Raw genomic sequence first — 17591 nt, forward strand, 5'->3', positions numbered from 1 at the left:
TGTTGAAATACATGCTGGATACTGACACTTGTATTTATGTGATTAACTGAAGTTACGCAGCTAACAGCTCTCTCAGCTGCCCCAACGAAGCTTTCAGCCCTGCCATATAGATTTTGGCTCTGAGCTGAAAGTGATTCAGATTTACTTTCAATGACAGTACTTCCAACCTGAAGGCTGAGTAAATTGAAAGAAAGATATGATTACTCTGTGTTCTCACAGTATGTGCCGGTGACTTGGCCATTGACGCATTCGATTTCAGCGTTTTATGGAAGACCTCGACTTTCCACCGTTTCTCGTAGATTGCCTTGAGAGTCTCGGCATCACAGTCAAGATCGCTGCAAACCAGATAGAGAATGCCTGTGCTTCCGTCTTTGTTTTTAAAGACCTGACGGTATAGCAGAACAGGGAAATCGACACCTGCTATCCACCCTTGTACAGGCTTATCTTCTGAAAAATCAACAGTATCTATACGCTGTGAACGGCCTTGTAATTTGTCGTCCAGACTGAGGGATACCTTGCGGTTTGACTTCATCGCCATCAGGAAATGTTTATTACAGTCGTGTCGAATAAACATCATATTGTCGTTTGAGCAAAACCAGCTATCTGCAAGGACATAGCGGAACATAAGCTGGTTATGGCAGCAAATCATCAGCATCTCCCGCATCATTTCATTTTTGGTTTGCTCTGCATATCGTCTTACCTTTTTTGTCTTCAAGTCGGTGTACAGGATGGTTTTCTCGATCAATTTATAGGCGACAGGAATCGACGCATCTCCGGCATGGTAGTGTGCATTGAGCAGATTTATACCTTTCACGGTGCGATTTTTTGTATGATCAAAATGCCAGGTGTTCAGGGCATTCTCTTTGCTGAACTGCTTTTCCTGAATCGTATCGTCAAAGATCAAAACCCCATCACTGCACTCAACCTGTCGCACGACGGGTTTAACGTAAAGCCATAAGTCACGACTGGTAAACTCATTGTTTGAAAGCAATCGGGTGAATTGGTCATGACTGTAGACATTATCCAAAAGCTCTGACACTCCCGTTGCAGTGGTCTTCCCAGACGACGACAACAGGTAGTCAGAATAAAGTTCTATGAGATCATTTTTCATGCCACCAATAATGGCTGATTTTCAGCAAGGTGCGTAACTTGAGTGATTAAAAACCGTCCGGCTGTTGTTGGTGCTATATTCAATCGGAATGACGGACTGATTGCCATCAGTGCAATCACCTTGTCAGAGCTGATCCACGGTGTTGAAAAAAGCAGCAACATCAAAAAGAACCGGGATAATGTTGAGGATTTTGTCAGTCGGCTTGAGGTTCTTGATTATTCCCCGAAGGCTTCAGCTCATTACGGTGATATCCGGTCTGACCTTGAGCGTCGGGGGGAGGTGATTGGTGTGAATGACCTGCATATTGCCGCCCACTGCCGAAGTGAAGGTCTGGTACTAGTGACCAATAATACCCGTGAGTTTAAACGGGTGGACAGCCTGCGAATTGAAAACTGGGTAGAGGATTCGCTTTCCTGAATTCTGAGCGTTAACCATGCCAGCGCAATGCGGCCAGCGGGGCATGAGCAGCACTGTAAGCTAGCGAGAATTGGCTGTCTGCAGAAAGACCACTGATGGCAGCATCCTTCAGTTTGGTTTCAGCGGCACGAACCATGCCTGCAAATTCCTGTGCGTCTGGTGGTTCCGGCTTGAGCTTGTTTATTTTTACCAGGTTATCCAGTTCTTTCATTGTTTGTCACCTGTCGTGGGAGCCGTGGCCAGCCAGAGTTTGGGCTGTTCCATCACCCGGGTGATAAAACTCTGTTTCTCGTTTTTTCGCTGTTGAAACTCATAGGGGGTGAGCAGGGTAGGGTTAATGATTCGGCCCAGTTGCTGTTCTGCGGATTCGAGCCTTTCCATGATGTCGCCATAACTCAGGTTGTGCCCTACCAGCATGACATCAATATCACTGCCTGAATGTTCTTCACCCTTTGCCACAGAGCCATAGATAAAGGCCAGTTCACACTGCCCGAGCAAAGGTTCCAAAGCGGTTTTGACGACACCCTGAAGACCAAAGGTTTTTCGGGTAATGGCTTTCAACTCTTCGAAAACAGGGTTGTCAGGATTCGCCTGATAGTGTTTCTGGTTTCCTTGTTGATAACTGTTTAGCAGACCGGCTTCGGTCATTTTCTTTATTTCACGTACCACAGCCCCTTTGCCGACACCGGCCATACGAGCGACTTCGTTCAGGTAAAATGAGCCGTCGGGCTTGCCGTAAAACAGTGTCAGCAGCCGCTGCTGGGTTTTGGTAAACAATGCGGAGGCGATATCAGGCACAGGTGGTTATTCTTTATTCAGTCTCATTATGGGTACTATAGGTCTCATTTTGGGACTTTTCAAGACGTTCCGAGAAAGAAGGGCAGCTGGTTATAGGGTTGTTCTGGATTCCATGCCATGTTTACAAAACCGAATTATATCGGCATAAAATCAGTGTATGTTGATGCTATCGACATATCACCTTTTAATGTCAGCATTCAGATACTGGTTTATGAAAGGACATGGAAGTTCGAGTCTTCACACGGGCACCAATCCTCAGCAAAAAACAAGACTTTTCATTCTGGCTTGTTGGTATGAGCGGTATCTGATTTGCGTTATCTGTTGATCGCTCTATAATTGTATTACGATGTAATACGGCGTTATACAATTATAAGGAGTGACAACCATGGCAATGATCGCGAAACCGGTAAGGTTTGAGGAAAAACAGCTGGAGCAGTTAAGCCAGTTGGCCCGGCAAGAGGATAGGGATGTTTCCTGGCTGATCCGGCGGGCGGTTCAGGAGATGCTTGATGCCCGTGACTGGCAGCTGAAGAAAACCGAAGCGACTATCGCAGCGGTTGAGGCCGGTGAGATGGAGACCATTCCCCATGATGAAGTGGTCAGGAGGCTGAAGGAAAGGGGTAGGCTGTCTTGATTGAATGGAGTTCAGCCGCGCTTGAACAGCTGGAAGCGCACTGCGAGTTTATAGACAATCATGTTGAGGGAATCGCGTCTGAGGATGTTGTGGTTGAGATTGTTGATACAATTGCCAGTCTGGAACGGTTTCCGAAAATGGGTCGGCGGATTAAAAACAATATCTATAAATTAACCGCAGTCTCTTCCAGGTACATCATTCACTACACCATTGGTAATACGGTAAGAATTGAAGGTATCTATCATTACCGGCAAAATCGCGACAGGCCATAGTAAATACAGCTTACTTAACCCCCCAGTGTTATTTTTATGTCCGTCGCAAATCGGTTGTCAGGGCATCACCACCAAAATAATAAATTTGATGATTCCCTGCATGGTAGTTGGTTGTTGTCGTTTATATGCCTGTTTTATTGCCATTTTGCAGGGTAATCAGAAGGCGGTTTTTCAGGGGCTTTTACAGGTTGGCTGATCGAAAGTAAGGGGTTGCAACAGAAATAGCCTTTAGAAGAAGATTGATATGTGAAGATCAAAATTTCTGAAGGATCAGACATGTCTGCAACCCCATCACTACGTCCTATGTTCGCATTTCCTGGCTGGGTAATCGAGCGAATTGATATTGACTGGAATATCAAACATGCCTTTGTCCATCTCCGTCGGGATGGCCGTATACAACACGTCAGATGTAGTAAATGCGAAACACCTATGGGGCAGATGAAGACAAAAGATCGAAGTGTTCAGGATCTGCCACTGGGGACTCTTCAGGTAAATCTTCTCTTCACTGCATTTCAAGGACGTTGCTCCCATTGCGGTAATATAGAAACAGTCACGCCTCCAGGGCTCGCACCTAAAGCCCAGGCAACAGAGCGACTTAAAAGGCATGTCAGCCATCTATGCCGTTACATGCCATGTGATAAGGTTCCTGAGTTCATTGCTATCTCTGGTGGCACGGCGCGTCGCTGGGATAAAGAGATGCTCATGAAGATGCTGCCTGCACCAAAGCGGGACGGTATCCGTGCCCTGCTTATCGATGAAAAATCCATTGGTAAGGGGCATCATTATTTAACCGTTGCTCTGAATGCCGATACTGGTGAAACGCTGTTTCTTGGAGAAGGCAAACGGAAAGAAGTTCTGGACCAGTTCCTTTCCAGTCTGACGGAAGAGCAAAAAGCAAGCATTGAATGCGTTGGTATTGACCGCGGAGGAAGCTATCAGGCTTCACCTTAATTCCCGCTTAAGAATGGATAGCTGATCGGATACTCTGTACCAGAAGCAAATTTGTACAGTTTTCATACAGGGTCGATAAAATGCTATCCAAATCAGCTCGTATTCATGGTGCAACCTGTGTGTTTTGCGTTCAATTATCACCCTTTAGGTAAAGCAGGGCTCCACAGCACTCTGTGTTATTCGTCAAGTCGGCAATCTTGGACTAATCAGCTGCAAATCGGCGGAGGCTTCATGTCCAGCCTGTTGCTGATCTCCAACAGCCATCCAAGATCTGCAGCCGTTTTGACGAACCACAATGTCCACTTTTTACCGCTATAGGTTAACCGGCCCACTGACCGGATCACTTTCCTGATCAGCGGGCGAATACCATGTCTTCTCTCTTTCTCTGGCAAAGCCTTGTACTGCAAAGCTCTCAGTAAAATCTGTGCCATTTGACCACAGGCGTAAAAAGCCTGATTGGCGTGAAATGAGCGACAGGGTGGATGGTGCAAATCCAGATCAATCAGTGGACCTTTCTGGGCATTCTCCTGCCCCTGCTTCTCCCGGTGGCGACGCACCAGTTCTGCCAACGGCAGATCAGAGCGGCTGACCAGTATCACTGAGTAGCGGGGCACTGCCAGCCACTGTTTTCCGTCATGCCAGCGGCGGGTCACGACATACGTCTGCTGACGGTTCCACCCGGCAGGCTGGTGATAAGACAGGATCGCCTCTTCTGTGTTGTCACTACGGATAGGCGTCCAGGCACTTTTGGGTAAACCCTCAATACAATCGAGTACTGGACGGCAGTAGTTGTCATTGGTGACGCTGATAGAGAAGTCCCACGGACGGGCTTCAAACCATTCCACAACCTGTTTTCTGTAGTAGGCATTGTCCATTCTGGCCCAAACGGGGATGTCGTCACTCACCAAAGACACGACATCATTCTCAAGCTGCTCTTGCCAGCCATAACAAACGTCAGAAGCCCCTGGGTTGAGGCGGGCACTGGCCCACAGGTGCCCGATAAAAATACTGTGGAGCCAGTACTGCCGACTGCCGCTGTAGCCGACTTTAGCTTCCTGAAACAGATGGCCATCCACCTCAATCTCCGTTCCATCAAGAAAGATCGGAAGGTAACTTTTCTCCTTAACGACGTGTTCAATAACATCGGGGGCTACCTGTCGGCAGAGATCACGAATAACGCCGTACAACGCCTTCACAGAATCGGCCTTGAACCGGGAAAGATACTCTCCCATTCGCCTTGAGCCTCTGACATCTTCGAGGCCAAGCAGACTGACGGTTGGCGTGTCTTTTTGCAGAATATCCATATCAGAAAGGTGTCCGTTACCCGCACAGAAGTTGTAAATCAGTCCCAGCAGGCTGTCTTTATCATCACAACCTCGGTTACGTTTTTTGAGCTGGATATGGGTTGATAACTGCTCAGGCAATTTGAAACGACGGGCAAGGCGGGCGATAAAAAGAGCCCCAGCCATACCGGTTAGTTTAGCGTCAGTGAATTCGATCTCGATTTTTTCAGGCTTGGGAATTATCATCGTACTGCGTCCCTGTGTTGCACCTCGCAGGTGCTTCGTTGTTTGCACAGATATTTTACCTGAACAGCACAGAGGGCGCTCCTTCCAGCCGACACAGCCTTTCATTTTCAAATCATTAAGCGGGACTTAAGGGCTTCAGTGAAAGAGCATCTGCCAAACGCAGATATTGTATACGACAAGTTCCATATTATTGCCAATTACAACGATGTGATTGACCAAATCAGGCGCAGGGAGTGGCGACAGGCAGAAGCAGAGGATAAGCCATTTATCAAGGGGCAACGTTTTAACCTGTTCAGGAATCCAGAGAATTTAACGCCAAAACGGAAAAGCAATCTGAAGGAATTGTTAGCCATGAATGAGGACCTCAATCAAGCATATATCCTGAAAGATATGCTTAAGCAGCTATGGACGTATACATATAAAGCCTGCGCCAGCAAATGCCTGGACAACTGGATAGCACTTGCCAAAGAAACAGGGATAGCCGAGTTAAAGAAGTTCGCCAAGGGGTTAGACAAAGCTAGAGAAGGGTTACTGTCATACTGTCAGCATCGTATAACCAGCGCGAAAATCGAAGCCTTCAATGGGGTTATTAAACGGATCATCTATAAAGCGTGCGGCTACAATGACCTTGATTACCTATATCTGAAAATTAGACAGGAGGCTCTGAAATGATCAGCCAACCTGTAAAAGGGCCATTTATGAGGACTTAAGTTCTGGTGATAAACAGAACACTGGGCGGAACGGACTATCAGCAGAATCCGTTCTTCGTGCGGCACTCCTGAAACAGTATTTGAATTGTGATTATGACTACTTGTCGTTTGTTTTGATGGACTCCATGCTCTTTCGAGACTTTTGTCGCCTCGAACCAAACCAGCGCCCCAGTCGCTCCAGTTTGCATGGGCTCATCAGCCTTCTTACTGCATCTACATGGGAACGGATTAATAACTGTCAGCTAATGACCGCTAAAGATCAGGGTATTGAAAAAGGGCGCACTGTGGCTATTGACAGCACAGTCACCGAATCGGATATCAAACCTCCTTGCGACAGTGATCTTTTAGCCAGTTCCGTTAAAGAAATTTGTCGGCTGCTGGAACGGGGACAAACACTGACAGCGACACCGCTTTATGAATATACCCATCACAACCGAGCCGTAAAAGATGCGGCCAGAAAATGCATCTACGCTGGCAAAGAAGAGCGGCATCAGCATTATAAAAAACTGCTGGTAACTATTCAGCACTGAGCAAAGGCATATTACAGTAATTCCGAACAGCTCTATGAAGTGATTGATATATGTCCATTCCCTGTTTTCTGGCAGACGACAAATAGCTGCGAATCCGTGCAAACATAGAACCACCGTCTGCACTCCTGAAGCAGCCTGAGATTTTCTGCTTTAACTTGGCCATTCGAACATCCCGCTCACTGCCATTGTTATCGAAGGGAATGGTAAAATCTGACATGAAGCGCAGTGTCTCAGCCTTGAACTCAGTGAGTCGTTTGAAGAGATTGTAAGCTTTAGTATTCTTGACTTTCTTGCGCTTAAGCTCCTCTCGTTGCTTCTCCATATAGACGACTTCTTTCATTAGAGCCCGCTGAAGCAACCGGTCATAAATCTTCTCGATTCGTTCACAGACAACACTTGGCATCTGTAGCATACCTATGGTCTTAAAGCCCTTGCAGTAATGCCAGGAAAGCCTCAGTAGCTTCATCAATCGCAACGCCAGTTGATTGCTGTCCCTATCAACAACACCCAAAAGCTCCCTCAGGTGATGGGCATTGCAAAGTACGTGAGTTGCCGCATATGCAAAATAGGATTTCCAATGATCATGAACCAGAACGCCTGCAAATGTTAGCAGTATGCCCATCGTGTCCATGGCCTCACGACCTCGCTTTTCAGAATCGGGTAAGGGCCGGTCTTTCTCCAGCCCTCCCCACAGCACCCGGCATGCGGGTCCGCACCGGGCGGTTCAACGATGATGGTGAAACCTGATCCATAAGTCTTTCAATGAAACAAGCCCAATTTTCGCGAGGTAACTGTTATTCAGTGCCTGTTGTACCGCATAGGTTTTACTCAGACGGTAATACCCTTTGCTGCTGGCTGCGATCTTGGCGGCGTTAATTTTATCAACGCCTAACCTGACCAGATTCTTAAAACGGGTTTTCGGCTTGCGCCATTGCTTCAGAAAGCAGCAACGGATTCGCCGACGTATCCATTGATCCAGCAGGGGAATTGGTCGGTGATATTCCGATAACCGGAAATACCCCATCCAACCCCGGATATATTGTGCCAATTTGCGTAACCGATGTTGCATTGAGACACCCCAGCGACGACTGGTCAACTTGAGTATCCGGTATTTGAATCGGTCCAGACACTTCTGGGCCCAGCGAACTTTCTTCCCTGTGAAGGTGAAACTCAGGAATTCGCTTTCTGTTGCTTTCACAACTTTACTTTTCCGGGAGTTAATCTTCAGTTTCAATTTGCGTTCAATGAATTGGGTAATGCTGTGCATCACCCGATCCCCTGCACGCTGACTTTTGACGAGAATCACAAAATCATCACAGTATCTTGCAAAGCAATGACCCCGATATTCAAGCTCCTTGTCGAGTTCGTCGAGGACCACACATTAGACAGCAAGGGTGATAAAGGCCCACCCTGTGGCATGCCAACCCTGGTCGGGTAGACATTGCCCTCAATCATGACACCGGAGCGCAGGTAGCTACCAATCAGTTTCAGAAGGCGTTTGTCGCGGACCTTACGGGAGACCCTCGACATCAAAACGTCGTGATTAACCGTATCAAAGAATTTACTCAGATCAACGTCAACAGCGTAATGAAGCCCCCGGTTGATCAACTGCTTAACCTGACGGACTCCGTCGTGTGCTGACCGTCCCGGTCGGTAGCCGAAGCTGTTTGGAGAGAAACCCGGATCAAAGACAGGGGTCAGCACCTGCACAATGGCCTGCTGTATGACCCTATCCATCACGGTAGGGATTCCCAGCAAACGCTCACCGCCGTCCGGCTTTTCTATAACATGTCGGCGCACGGGTGATGGCTGGTAGGTTCCGTCCAATAAGGCTTGACGCACTGAAGGCCAATGCTGTTTGGCAAAGTCTGGATAAGCTTCAATAGTGACTCCATCAATACCCGGAGCACCCTTGTTGCTTTTGACCTGTTTCCATGCACTTGCCAGATTAGCCGGTTCAAGTACGCAATTTAGTAGATCATGGTTCAAAGCTGGTTAAAGATTCTGTCGCCAAGTACGGTGAGTCGCCGGACGGCTGCATCGCCTTGAGGGAATCAGTCTCCTCTTTGTCGTCGATGTTCGGCCCTTCGCTAACGACTTCCCATCCGTTAATGGCTTCTGTCGTACAGCTACTATGGCCTCTGCTGACTTCTGTCCAATCACCACGCGGAGTTACCTCTGCTGGCGCTATTGGTTGCCATCGGGTTTGCTCGAACAGGATGATGAGACCTGTTCGCCGAGCCTGTTGTAACCAGTGGCTGAGAACTGGGAATTACCAATCGCATGTTGAACAGATCTCCCCGGATAAGGACATGAACTTTCAGTGCACAACCGCCGCATTTACCGTGTCTCACGAACCATAGGGCTTTGTGATCCTTGGCTCACTCGCCCAGAGACTCAGCCTTATATGCGATTTCTGTACGTCGGCTCGCACCTTTGCACTCAGACTGCCTCCGCACAGCCCCTCGCGGGACTGCACTTGCCTTAAGCTAGTGGTTGTCATCAGCAGGCGTCTTTACCGCCAGTCAGATGTAGGTTCTCCCACAGGGGACTTTCACCCCATCAGTTCATGCCCATGCCGGGCGTACCAAGTAGTAGAGCGTCCATTGTTCATCCCGCATAACGTGTAGCCAGTGCAAAGAGCCCTCGGCCCGCATACCCGTTTCATCGGCTCCGGCAACAGGACGATTCCCGCAAGGCGTCACGAATAACCTCTTCAGTAGAAGCCAGATTTTCATAGGTTCTGGCCACAAAATTGGCGACAGTGCCTGCACTTACACTCATTTTATAGAGAGTATTAAAATACTCTGACACGCGCTTAAAAGGCAGGAAAATGGTATTGGTTAAGATAGACGGCCATAGCCTGTGTGGCTGAGCCCATATTGTGCGGCAGCGGTAACACCTTCCGGGAATTCAGCCTGATTCCGACAACCACAAGTGCAGATTTTTACTTCAGCTCTATGGGCCGTTACTTCAAATTCACCGGTCTCCCTGGTTCAAAACACCTGTCGTTCAATATATTTGACCGGCTCACTATCAAGAAGAGACGCCTGACATTTATTGCATTCTTTAACCGGAAGGTACTCAATATAGTCAGGGATATCGACCGTTTAAGACAAGTGCCCTGATGCCCTTTCTTTCCACCGGCTTTATTACCAGAAGACTGTCTCAGACTTTTAGGATTGGGTTTTTCATCCGATGGATCGGTACCTTATCGCGGAAAGGTCGTCAGAATGATCTGGAGAATTACTGTTTTTACAAGGTTTTTGATAACCATCAGACGATGGCGGCTTGCTGCTGTTTTGACTGTTCTTGCCAACCTTTTCTTCCAATTCTCGACATCGCTCTTCCAGACAGGCAACTCTCATCCGCAGCTCTGCATTCTCTTTCAAGAGAATCTCAGCCGACATAGTTGCGGGTAGTTCTGGAATCATGCTGGCGAATATTGTGGAAAAATGGTGCTTAAGAGGATGGTATAAAAATCAGAAAATTCCAGATTTATGTGGGGGTGCTGAACAGTTACAACTGCTGCAGTTGACCCGAAAATCCCGGAAGGTACTTATCGAAGCTACTGTCACGCTAGCAAACGCCCGTCAGCAGGGGCAGTGTCTCCTGGCTGATGATGCCGACAAGTGGCAGGCCGATGTGGATCACCTGTTACCCCTGGTGGATGCAATAGTCTCCCAGACAGAGCGCAGGGTCTCTAAGGGTGAAAAGGTGCCAGCCCAGGAAAAAGTGGTTAGCCTGTATGAACCCCATACGGATATCATCGTAAAAGACAGGCGGCAAGTACAGTATGGCCATAAACTGAACCTGGTTCAGGGAAAAAGTCGATTGATCCTGGACCTGGTTATTGAGGAAGGTAACCCAGCGGATTCGGACCAATTCATTCCGATGATGGAAAGACAAAAAGAAATTTATGGTCGTGTACCTCGCCAGACAAGCGGTGACGGCGGATACGCGTGTCGCGCTAATTTGGAAAAAGCCAAGGCCATGGGAATCAGCGATGTAGCTTTTAATCCTTAAGTCCCGCTTAATGATTTGAAAATGAAAGGCTGTGTCGGCTGGAAGGAGCGCCCTCTGTGCTGTTCAGGTAAAATATCTGTGCAAACAACGAAGCACCTGCGAGGTGCAACACAGGGACGCAGTACGATGATAATTCCCAAGCCTGAAAAAATCGAGATCGAATTCACTGACGCTAAACTAACCGGTATGGCTGGGGCTCTTTTTATCGCCCGCCTTGCCCGTCGTTTCAAATTGCCTGAGCAGTTATCAACCCATATCCAGCTCAAAAAACGTAACCGAGGTTGTGATGATAAAGACAGCCTGCTGGGACTGATTTACAACTTCTGTGCGGGTAACGGACACCTTTCTGATATGGATATTCTGCAAAAAGACAGGCCAACCGTCAGTCTGCTTGGCCTCGAAGATGTCAGAGGCTCAAGGCGAATGGGAGAGTACCTTTCCCGGTTCAAGGCCGATTCTGTGAAGGCGTTGTACGGCGTTATCGTGATCTCTGCCGACAGGTAGCCCCCGATGTTATTGAACACGTCGTTAAGGAGAAAAGTTACCTTCCGATCTTTCTTGATGGAACGGAGATTGAGGTGGATGGCCATCTGTTTCAGGAAGCTAAAGTCGGCTACAGCGGCAGTCGGCAGTACTGGCTCCACAGTATTTTTATCGGGCACCTGTGGGCCAGTGCCCGCCTCAACCCGGGGGCTTCTGACGTTTGTTATGGCTGGCAAGAGCAGCTTGAGAATGATGTCGTGCCTTTGGTGAGTGACGACATCCCCGTTTGGGCCAGAATGGACAATGCCTACTACAGAAAACAGATTGTGGAATGGTTTGAAGCCCGTCCGTGGGACTTCTCTATCAGCGTCACCAATGACAACTACTGCCGTCCAGTACTCGATTGTATTGAGGGTTTACCCAAAAGTGCCTGGACGCCTATCCGCAGTGACAACACAGAAGAGGCGATCCTGTCTTATCACCAGCCTGCCGGGTGGAACCGTCAGCAGACGTATGTCGTGACCCGCCGCTGGCATGACGGAAAACAGTGGCTGGCAGTGCCCCGCTACTCAGTGATACTGGTCAGCCGCTCTGATCTGCCGTTGGCAGAACTGGTGCGTCGCCACGGGAGAAGCAGGGGCAGGAGAATGCCCAGAAAGGTCCACTGATTGATCTGGATTTGCACCATCCACCCTGTCGCTCATTTCACGCCAATCAGGCTTTTTACGCCTGTGGTCAAATGGCACAGATTTTACTGAGAGCTTTGCAGTACAAGGCTTTGCCAGAGAAAGAGAGAAGACATGGTATTCGCCCGCTGATCAGGAAAGTGATCCGGTCAGTGGGCCGGTTAACCTATAGCGGTAAAAAGTGGACATTGTGGTTCGTCAAAACGGCTGCAGATCTTGGATGGCTGTTGGAGATCAGCAACAGGCTGGACATGAAGCCTCCGCCGATTTGCAGCTGATCAGTCCAAGATTGCCGACTTGACGAATAACACAGAGTGCTGTGGAGCCCTGCTTTACCTAAAGGGTGATAATTGAACGCAAAACACACAGGTTGCACCATGAATACGAGCTGATTTGGATAGCATTTTATCGACCCTGTATGAAAACTGTACAAATTTGCTTCTGGTACAGAGTATCCGATCAGCTATCCATTCTTAAGCGGGAATTAAGGGTATTTATTCTTAGGCAGAGAGTGAGTATTTGGTGTTCTTATTACCAAGCCCCGAAACAATCGTTACCGACTTCGGCAATCACTCAATGAATGAGCACAGACTACGTATTTACCGCAATTAAATAATTGATCTACGTCAACAAAACTGAGTTAGCAATAAGAATGAAGCCAATGTTATTTGAACCAAAAACGGCAGAAGCCATAGCGGCATTTACGGCTAAGTTACCGTTAATGGTTGAATCAGCTAAACTCCCATAAAATCTACGTTGTAGGGGAGTGATATGCAATCTGAACTCTTCCAGAATTTTATTGATTCCATTTCAACATTAACCAGTGAACAGCGAGACATTCTTAACAACTCGCTCCTTAGTACTCAAATAGAGGTTACCGAGGTAGTAGAAACCACTGACTCTGAACCTGTTTACAGTGAATCTATACCCAATAACGATAATGCAACACCTGACGTAGAAAAGAGCATACTTGCCCAATTTGCCGAAAACCCCAGGTGCCCCAAATGCAAAAGCCATAGCGTTGGTCGCTGGGGCATACGAAATGGCCGACAGCGCTACCACTGCAAGACTTGCGACTCAACGTTTAACGCCTTTAGTGGAACGCCTTTGGCAAGGCTCAGGCACCCTGAAAAATGGAACAAGTACCTCGCAGGTATGACTCACTCTATGGTCTTGCGACCAGCTGCTGCTGAGAATGCCATTGACTTGAAAACTGCGTTCCGCTGGCGTCACCGCTTTCTTGAAGTGATTAATAATGATCAAGCAGAAGAGCTTTGTGGCATTACTGAGCTTGATGAAACATTTTTCCGTGAATCCTTCAAAGGGCAAAGAGAAGGCCTTCCACGGCCAACCCGAAAGCGGGGTAATGATCCCAACAAAGCCCGAAAAGTCCCGGTAATGGTGGCTCGGGACCGTAATCGAAATACCGTTGACGGTGTATTAGAAAACGAAAGTGCTAATGAATTGTGCAGGCATTTAAATGGCCGCATATCGATACAGGCCACGGTCTGTGCGGATGCACACCTCGCTCACGAAAAACTTGCTGACAAGCTTGGATTTGTCTTCAAGGAGCTGGTGACATCAGCAGGTCAACATGTTGTTGAAGGCATCTACCACATCCAGACTGTAAATTCTTATCACAGTCATTTAAAACGCTGGATTGGCGGCGTATTCCAAGGGGTTGCAACTCGTTACCTTCCCCATTATCTGGCCTGGAGGCGAGAACTGACGGCAGCAAAAAAATTAACTGTTGGCCGGTTGATCAGCAGAATTACTGAACATTGGTGCTTCCAACCATTAACGGTAACTTAGCCGGCATTTACCCTGTCGGACCATCACCAGGTATTCTTCCGGGATGTTGATGTGTTTCTGGATTACCTGGTGAAAAATCCGGTTCAGGTTTCGAAAAGCAAGAACCTGCCTCCGGTTAAATGGGCTGAGCCACTGAACGGTTTGCTCTCCAGTCCCGAAGTACTGACCTTGAAACGACCAATGACAACTAATTATGCCCGGCTCATGGGGCTCTTATTGCTGAGTCGCAGTTCGGGGCTGGCCACCCTTCGACCAGATAGCAGGGGAAATACAGTACTTCATATCAACGAGGCGCTTTACCAGCATTGGCAGGGCATGAATGGTATGGAACGATATTTTTCCCTGCTGGAAGCGTGGATTAATCGGGGTTATGCCATCAGTGTCGGGGAGCGCATCAGCTCGATTGATGATCGCTTTCTGCCCGGCTTTATGATGATGTACGGCGAGACCGATCTATGGCGAGGCAAAGCGGCCAGGGATCCGGGCTTCTGGTTACGCAGGGGTAAGGCGTTCAACCTGACCATTCTCAAAATGGCCGGGATGGCTGAATTTCAGCTTGAGGATAGCAACCGGGAAATCCATTTCCTGAAATTAACGCCCTGGGGGCAGTTGTTTTTAAACGCCTGTCGGCGAGGGTTTATCGACTCGCTGAAAGACGATGAATATGAAGACGACTATGAACACATCAATCTGCTGCCCGCGATAAAAGCAATTCGGCCAGATGTTCAAAAAAACCTGGAACTACCGGAGCCGATGATTGCTGCCAGTTATGTCCTGTCCGTTGCTTTGGGGAGTCAGTGCACCCGTACACTGAAAGTATCCGCTGACATCCTGCTTGAAGATCTGGCAGAAGCCATCCTTGACGCCTTTGACTTTGATTGTGACCACCTTTACCACTTTCAGTATCTGAGCCCATTTGGTGCCGACCGGATGATTGGTCATCCTGCAGTGGATTTCTGCGATGCCTGCGTGACTGAAACCCGGCTGCGTCAACTTGAGCCGGTTCCCGGAATGAAGATCACCTTTGTCTTTGATTATGGTGATAACTGGGAGTTTGACATCGTGGTCATGCACGGCAGTGAGGAGAGTACGCCTGATATCCAGGTGATCGAACGTAAAGGTGAAGCGCCGGAGCAGTATCCGGAATATGAGGATTTTGATTGATCAATATTTAACCAGCTATTCTTACCCCGCCTGTCTGAAAGGCTGCCTTTATTCCCTAACCGTTTATCCACAATCTTTTCCACACAAATTCCGGATAACTGAAACAGGGGGTAATAATTCGACAGGCACGTACTGCAACGGGTTATAACGAACTACTGACAGTGTAAACACAACCTGCCAACAACTTATCCACAGACTTATTCTGGAAAAAGTGAGGGCGCGTGTTTATTCTGGGGCTCATTCAAAGAGGAAGCCCGACTCTCAAACATCCGTTGAAATCATTTTTGCCAAGGTATGACCCAATGCCCGATATCCAGAGTTGAAGAAAAGACAGGATGATATTGACCGGGAGATTCGCAAGCTGAAACGACGTATCAACGCTCTGGAGAAAGAGCGGTTGTCACTTTCAGTTCCTGATCAGTAATAACAGGATTTGCAATGCTTCGAATCTGTCTTACATTTGATTCTGGTGTCGGCGAACAATGATCTGGAGGCGGTAGTGAAAATCCCCCAAACCATAAAGAACAATGTTGCGAATATTATTGACAGGTTCAACAATGAGAATGGTTGTAAGTATCAGGAAAGATACCGGGGGGAATATCTGTATCTCGATAAAATTGACACCCATGGACCTGGACAGGTTTGCCGGTTGAAGTTCAACGGCGGAGAAGATGACTGGTCTTTTGCGATTTATAAATACTCCTCTGAACGATACGACAGTGAGGAAATATTCTTTCCCGGTGAAGAGTACGTGAATGGAACAGTAGAAGGTGCATTAAAGGCGGGACTGCTGGCGTACCCACCTTATTAACCAGGGATATGTGTCGGGTTTTCATGCGGGAACCCACCAATCCTATGGGTGAAAGTCCACGGGAAATTCATGAAGACCCACAGCCCGCCAGTACCTGGGAGAGGTAGTGGATACTCTTAAGGTAGACATTAAGCCCCACCCACCGCACAAAGGCCTAATCTTGTACGCCCTGAACAACCATCCCGTGCAGGGTGTTCTCGTTTCGCATTATTTCCCCAGAAGTCCAGTAGCTTTTTAATGCATGAGACCAATGACTTTCCTGCATTCATCAACGATGAAATCACATTACCAAACAGGTGAGTCCCACTTTTCATCACCTTGTGCGTCGAGATTTCCTCAATGCTCCCACTTTCACAGAGGTTCGCCTGTGCAGCATGGGCAAGGTACCTTTTCAACGTCACAACCACAAAGGACATCAGAATCAGGCTAAACACCAGTGTCGCTGATTTGGTGTTAAAACGATGCCACCCTGAATAGGATTTGATCTCTTTGAAAATCAGCTCTATCTGCCACCGTAGACGATAGGCCTGGAGCACATCACTCAAGGTGAACTCCACCCGGTTCAGGTTGGTCACAACGAAAACCCACTTCTGTTTTTTGTCATTCCAGCGGACAACCAAGCGGAATGGCCAGGCTTTGAATCCCGGCCATTCTACATCCAGGTCGAGGCACTGGTCTTTGGGGAAGCCAGACAGTACATCCTTCAGTTTTTGTCCTTTGTAGCGATTGAGATTCTTGCCATCCTCCCGTACCGCGCTGAGTATCGTCGGGTTGATACTCTGAGGTGCCTTGCAGATAAAAGAACCCTCCCTGTCATCAATAGCGGCAAAGAGTTCCAGCTCAAAATAACCGGCATCCATTAGCATCAGGATATAGGCCATGGATGTTGGCAGTGGTGGCAGACAGTCTCTTTCTGAACGGGTATCTTCAGTCAGCTGCACCCGCACCAGGTTGTTGGTGAGAAGATCCATTGTCGTATGAAGCTCGACGGCAGCAGGACTGACCGTTGAGAACCTGCCGGGAAATGCTTCTTTCAGGGCATCATAGACAGCTTGTGACGAACCGTCCTGAATCAGAATGTGCTCAAACTCTGAAAATGGACTGTCTTCATCAAACGCCATGACTTTGCGGGAAAATATTTCCAGACACTGCACCCATAGCCACAGGATAAGAGTAGGCAGCGCGTCCTTTTTAGCTTGATTTGCCCAAGAACGATAAGAGACATTCAGCCCCGTCAACTCGTTAAATTTACGGTGTAGATCCGCCTGGGTATCGCAGTTTCCATCACCAGCGAGGGCATCGATCAGTGAGAGGATAAAATCCAAAGGACGGATATCTCGCTGTCGTATAGTAAAACCAAGCTGTTCCGCCATACTTAGGAGTTCTGACCGGTCGAAACAGGTCAACAGTTTTTTTCAACTAATCTACTATTTGCAGTACTCATCTTGTTCAGCCATTGATAATGGTTTCGAAGCTTTATTGTGGCTGTTCAAGGTGGGTTCTGCCGCCGGAAACGAACCTTTTTTGAGCTTAATGTCTACCCTAAGAGGCTCAGCATCGGTAACGCTATACGACACATCATCCAGAGTAAGATGGCTGGAGAATTGAGTGGTCATCGTTATTACTCTCCCTGATCCAAAAGCCTGTCGATCATGAC

22 protein-coding genes and 1 pseudogene are annotated in these 17591 nt (G+C 48.0%); 12 read left to right on the forward strand and 11 right to left on the reverse strand.

All coding sequences use genetic code 11. The annotated features are described in order from the left end of the window. Positions 1–52 precede the first annotated feature (52 nt). Positions 53–1111, reverse strand: a complete 1059-nt coding sequence (locus MJO57_RS25470) for a transposase (protein ID WP_252017920.1) — start codon at positions 1109–1111, stop codon at positions 53–55. A 42-nt stretch (positions 1112–1153) separates the two neighbouring features. Here MJO57_RS25470 and MJO57_RS25475 point away from each other — a divergent pair, with 42 nt between their 5' ends. Further along, complete coding sequence (locus MJO57_RS25475; RefSeq protein WP_252019797.1) at positions 1154–1528, forward strand: type II toxin-antitoxin system VapC family toxin; 375 nt, start codon at positions 1154–1156, stop codon at positions 1526–1528. 10 nt (positions 1529–1538) lie between these two features. Here MJO57_RS25475 and MJO57_RS25480 read toward each other — a convergent pair whose 3' ends face one another. Both MJO57_RS25480 and MJO57_RS25485 read right to left on the reverse strand, forming a co-directional pair. Continuing rightward, complete coding sequence (locus MJO57_RS25480) at positions 1539–1739, reverse strand: hypothetical protein (protein ID WP_252019798.1); 201 nt, start codon at positions 1737–1739, stop codon at positions 1539–1541. Beyond that, complete coding sequence (locus MJO57_RS25485; RefSeq protein ID WP_252019799.1) at positions 1736–2326, reverse strand: nucleotidyltransferase domain-containing protein; 591 nt, start codon at positions 2324–2326, stop codon at positions 1736–1738. Before MJO57_RS25485 ends, MJO57_RS25480 begins: the two co-directional genes overlap by 4 nt. Positions 2327–2717: 391 nt before the next feature. Between MJO57_RS25485 and MJO57_RS25490 the strand changes: the two genes are divergently transcribed. From MJO57_RS25490 to MJO57_RS25500, 3 genes are all read left to right on the forward strand, one after another. Continuing rightward, a complete protein-coding gene (locus MJO57_RS25490; RefSeq protein ID WP_252019800.1) occupies positions 2718–2960 on the forward strand; it encodes a CopG family ribbon-helix-helix protein in 243 nt (80 codons plus the stop codon). Continuing rightward, a complete protein-coding gene (locus MJO57_RS25495; RefSeq protein WP_163370563.1) occupies positions 2957–3232 on the forward strand; it encodes a type II toxin-antitoxin system RelE/ParE family toxin in 276 nt (91 codons plus the stop codon). The genes MJO57_RS25490 and MJO57_RS25495 overlap by 4 nt, the downstream gene beginning before the upstream one ends. Positions 3233–3508: 276 nt before the next feature. Beyond that, positions 3509–4183: a transposase gene (locus tag MJO57_RS25500; protein WP_252019801.1), complete on the forward strand. Its 675-nt coding sequence runs from the start codon at positions 3509–3511 to the stop codon at positions 4181–4183. 206 nt (positions 4184–4389) lie between these two features. Here the strand turns inward: MJO57_RS25500 and MJO57_RS25505 are convergent, their stop codons facing one another. After that, entirely contained in the window at positions 4390–5712 is a 1323-nt protein-coding gene (locus MJO57_RS25505) for a transposase (protein ID WP_252019802.1), read from the reverse strand. 138 nt (positions 5713–5850) lie between these two features. Here MJO57_RS25505 and MJO57_RS25510 point away from each other — a divergent pair, with 138 nt between their 5' ends. Together MJO57_RS25510 and MJO57_RS25515 are read left to right on the forward strand one after the other, a co-directional pair. Then, on the forward strand, positions 5851–6384 hold the full coding sequence (locus tag MJO57_RS25510) for a transposase (protein WP_252019803.1): 534 nt from the start codon (positions 5851–5853) through the stop codon (positions 6382–6384). A 118-nt stretch (positions 6385–6502) separates the two neighbouring features. Then, entirely contained in the window at positions 6503–6952 is a 450-nt protein-coding gene (locus MJO57_RS25515; RefSeq protein WP_252019804.1) for a hypothetical protein, read from the forward strand. Here MJO57_RS25515 and MJO57_RS25520 read toward each other — a convergent pair. The 6 genes from MJO57_RS25520 to MJO57_RS25545 form a co-directional block, all read right to left on the reverse strand. After that, a complete protein-coding gene (locus tag MJO57_RS25520; protein ID WP_252019805.1) occupies positions 6939–7649 on the reverse strand; it encodes a transposase in 711 nt (236 codons plus the stop codon). The two genes, MJO57_RS25515 and MJO57_RS25520, sit on opposite strands and share 14 nt — an antisense overlap. A 27-nt stretch (positions 7650–7676) precedes the next feature. Beyond that, positions 7677–8330, reverse strand: coding sequence for a group II intron maturase-specific domain-containing protein (locus MJO57_RS25525; RefSeq protein WP_252019806.1), 654 nt, complete (start codon positions 8328–8330; stop codon positions 7677–7679). Continuing rightward, positions 8255–8941, reverse strand: coding sequence for a reverse transcriptase domain-containing protein (locus MJO57_RS25530; RefSeq protein WP_252019807.1), 687 nt, complete (start codon positions 8939–8941; stop codon positions 8255–8257). The genes MJO57_RS25525 and MJO57_RS25530 overlap by 76 nt, the downstream gene beginning before the upstream one ends. A gap of 578 nt (positions 8942–9519) precedes the next feature. After that, positions 9520–9657 carry a hypothetical protein gene (locus MJO57_RS25535; RefSeq protein WP_252019809.1) on the reverse strand — a complete coding sequence of 46 codons (138 nt, stop codon included), beginning with the start codon at positions 9655–9657 and terminating at the stop codon, positions 9520–9522. Beyond that, entirely contained in the window at positions 9617–9766 is a 150-nt protein-coding gene (locus MJO57_RS25540; protein WP_252019811.1) for a hypothetical protein, read from the reverse strand. The genes MJO57_RS25535 and MJO57_RS25540 overlap by 41 nt, the downstream gene beginning before the upstream one ends. 377 nt (positions 9767–10143) lie before the next feature. Then, positions 10144–10386 (reverse strand): DUF6444 domain-containing protein, encoded by a 243-nt coding sequence (locus MJO57_RS25545; protein ID WP_252019812.1) that lies wholly within the window; start codon positions 10384–10386, stop codon positions 10144–10146. Positions 10387–10585: 199 nt separating this feature from the next. Here MJO57_RS25545 and MJO57_RS25550 point away from each other — a divergent pair. The 6 genes and pseudogenes from MJO57_RS25550 to MJO57_RS25575 form a co-directional block, all read left to right on the forward strand. Continuing rightward, positions 10586–10972: pseudogene (locus tag MJO57_RS25550) on the forward strand (transposase); the annotation flags it as partial. Positions 10973–11104: 132 nt separating this feature from the next. Then, positions 11105–11482: a hypothetical protein gene (locus MJO57_RS25555; RefSeq protein ID WP_252019814.1), complete on the forward strand. Its 378-nt coding sequence runs from the start codon at positions 11105–11107 to the stop codon at positions 11480–11482. Between the two features lie 74 nt (positions 11483–11556). Beyond that, positions 11557–12129 (forward strand): hypothetical protein, encoded by a 573-nt coding sequence (locus MJO57_RS25560; RefSeq protein WP_252019815.1) that lies wholly within the window; start codon positions 11557–11559, stop codon positions 12127–12129. Positions 12130–12918: 789 nt separating this feature from the next. Further along, positions 12919–13959, forward strand: coding sequence for an IS1595 family transposase (locus tag MJO57_RS25565; protein ID WP_252017335.1), 1041 nt, complete (start codon positions 12919–12921; stop codon positions 13957–13959). A gap of 51 nt (positions 13960–14010) precedes the next feature. Further along, complete coding sequence (locus MJO57_RS25570; RefSeq protein WP_252019816.1) at positions 14011–15123, forward strand: plasmid pRiA4b ORF-3 family protein; 1113 nt, start codon at positions 14011–14013, stop codon at positions 15121–15123. 469 nt (positions 15124–15592) lie between these two features. Then, positions 15593–15934, forward strand: coding sequence for a hypothetical protein (locus tag MJO57_RS25575; RefSeq protein WP_252019817.1), 342 nt, complete (start codon positions 15593–15595; stop codon positions 15932–15934). 128 nt (positions 15935–16062) lie between these two features. Here the strand turns inward: MJO57_RS25575 and MJO57_RS25580 are convergent, their stop codons facing one another. Continuing rightward, positions 16063–17340, reverse strand: coding sequence for an IS4 family transposase (locus tag MJO57_RS25580; RefSeq protein WP_256491693.1), 1278 nt, complete (start codon positions 17338–17340; stop codon positions 16063–16065). Positions 17341–17591 lie beyond the last annotated feature (251 nt).

The sequence above is a fragment of the Endozoicomonas sp. SCSIO W0465 genome (assembly GCF_023716865.1).
GTDB lineage: Bacteria > Pseudomonadota > Gammaproteobacteria > Pseudomonadales > Endozoicomonadaceae > Endozoicomonas.

What these genes read in the sequence shown, in the direction of transcription:
- MJO57_RS25470 (WP_252017920.1), bottom strand. Translation starts at nt 1,111, where the DNA reads ATGAAAAATGATCTCATAGAACTTTATTCTGACTACCTGTTGTCGTCG.
- MJO57_RS25480 (WP_252019798.1), bottom strand. Translation starts at nt 1,739, where the DNA reads ATGAAAGAACTGGATAACCTGGTAAAAATAAACAAGCTCAAGCCGGAA.
- MJO57_RS25490 (WP_252019800.1), top strand. Translation starts at nt 2,718, where the DNA reads ATGATCGCGAAACCGGTAAGGTTTGAGGAAAAACAGCTGGAGCAGTTA.
- MJO57_RS25500 (WP_252019801.1), top strand. Translation starts at nt 3,509, where the DNA reads ATGTCTGCAACCCCATCACTACGTCCTATGTTCGCATTTCCTGGCTGG.
- MJO57_RS25505 (WP_252019802.1), bottom strand. Translation starts at nt 5,712, where the DNA reads ATGATAATTCCCAAGCCTGAAAAAATCGAGATCGAATTCACTGACGCT.
- MJO57_RS25545 (WP_252019812.1), bottom strand. Translation starts at nt 10,386, where the DNA reads ATGATTCCAGAACTACCCGCAACTATGTCGGCTGAGATTCTCTTGAAA.
- MJO57_RS25555 (WP_252019814.1), top strand. Translation starts at nt 11,105, where the DNA reads ATGATAATTCCCAAGCCTGAAAAAATCGAGATCGAATTCACTGACGCT.
- MJO57_RS25565 (WP_252017335.1), top strand. Translation starts at nt 12,919, where the DNA reads ATGCAATCTGAACTCTTCCAGAATTTTATTGATTCCATTTCAACATTA.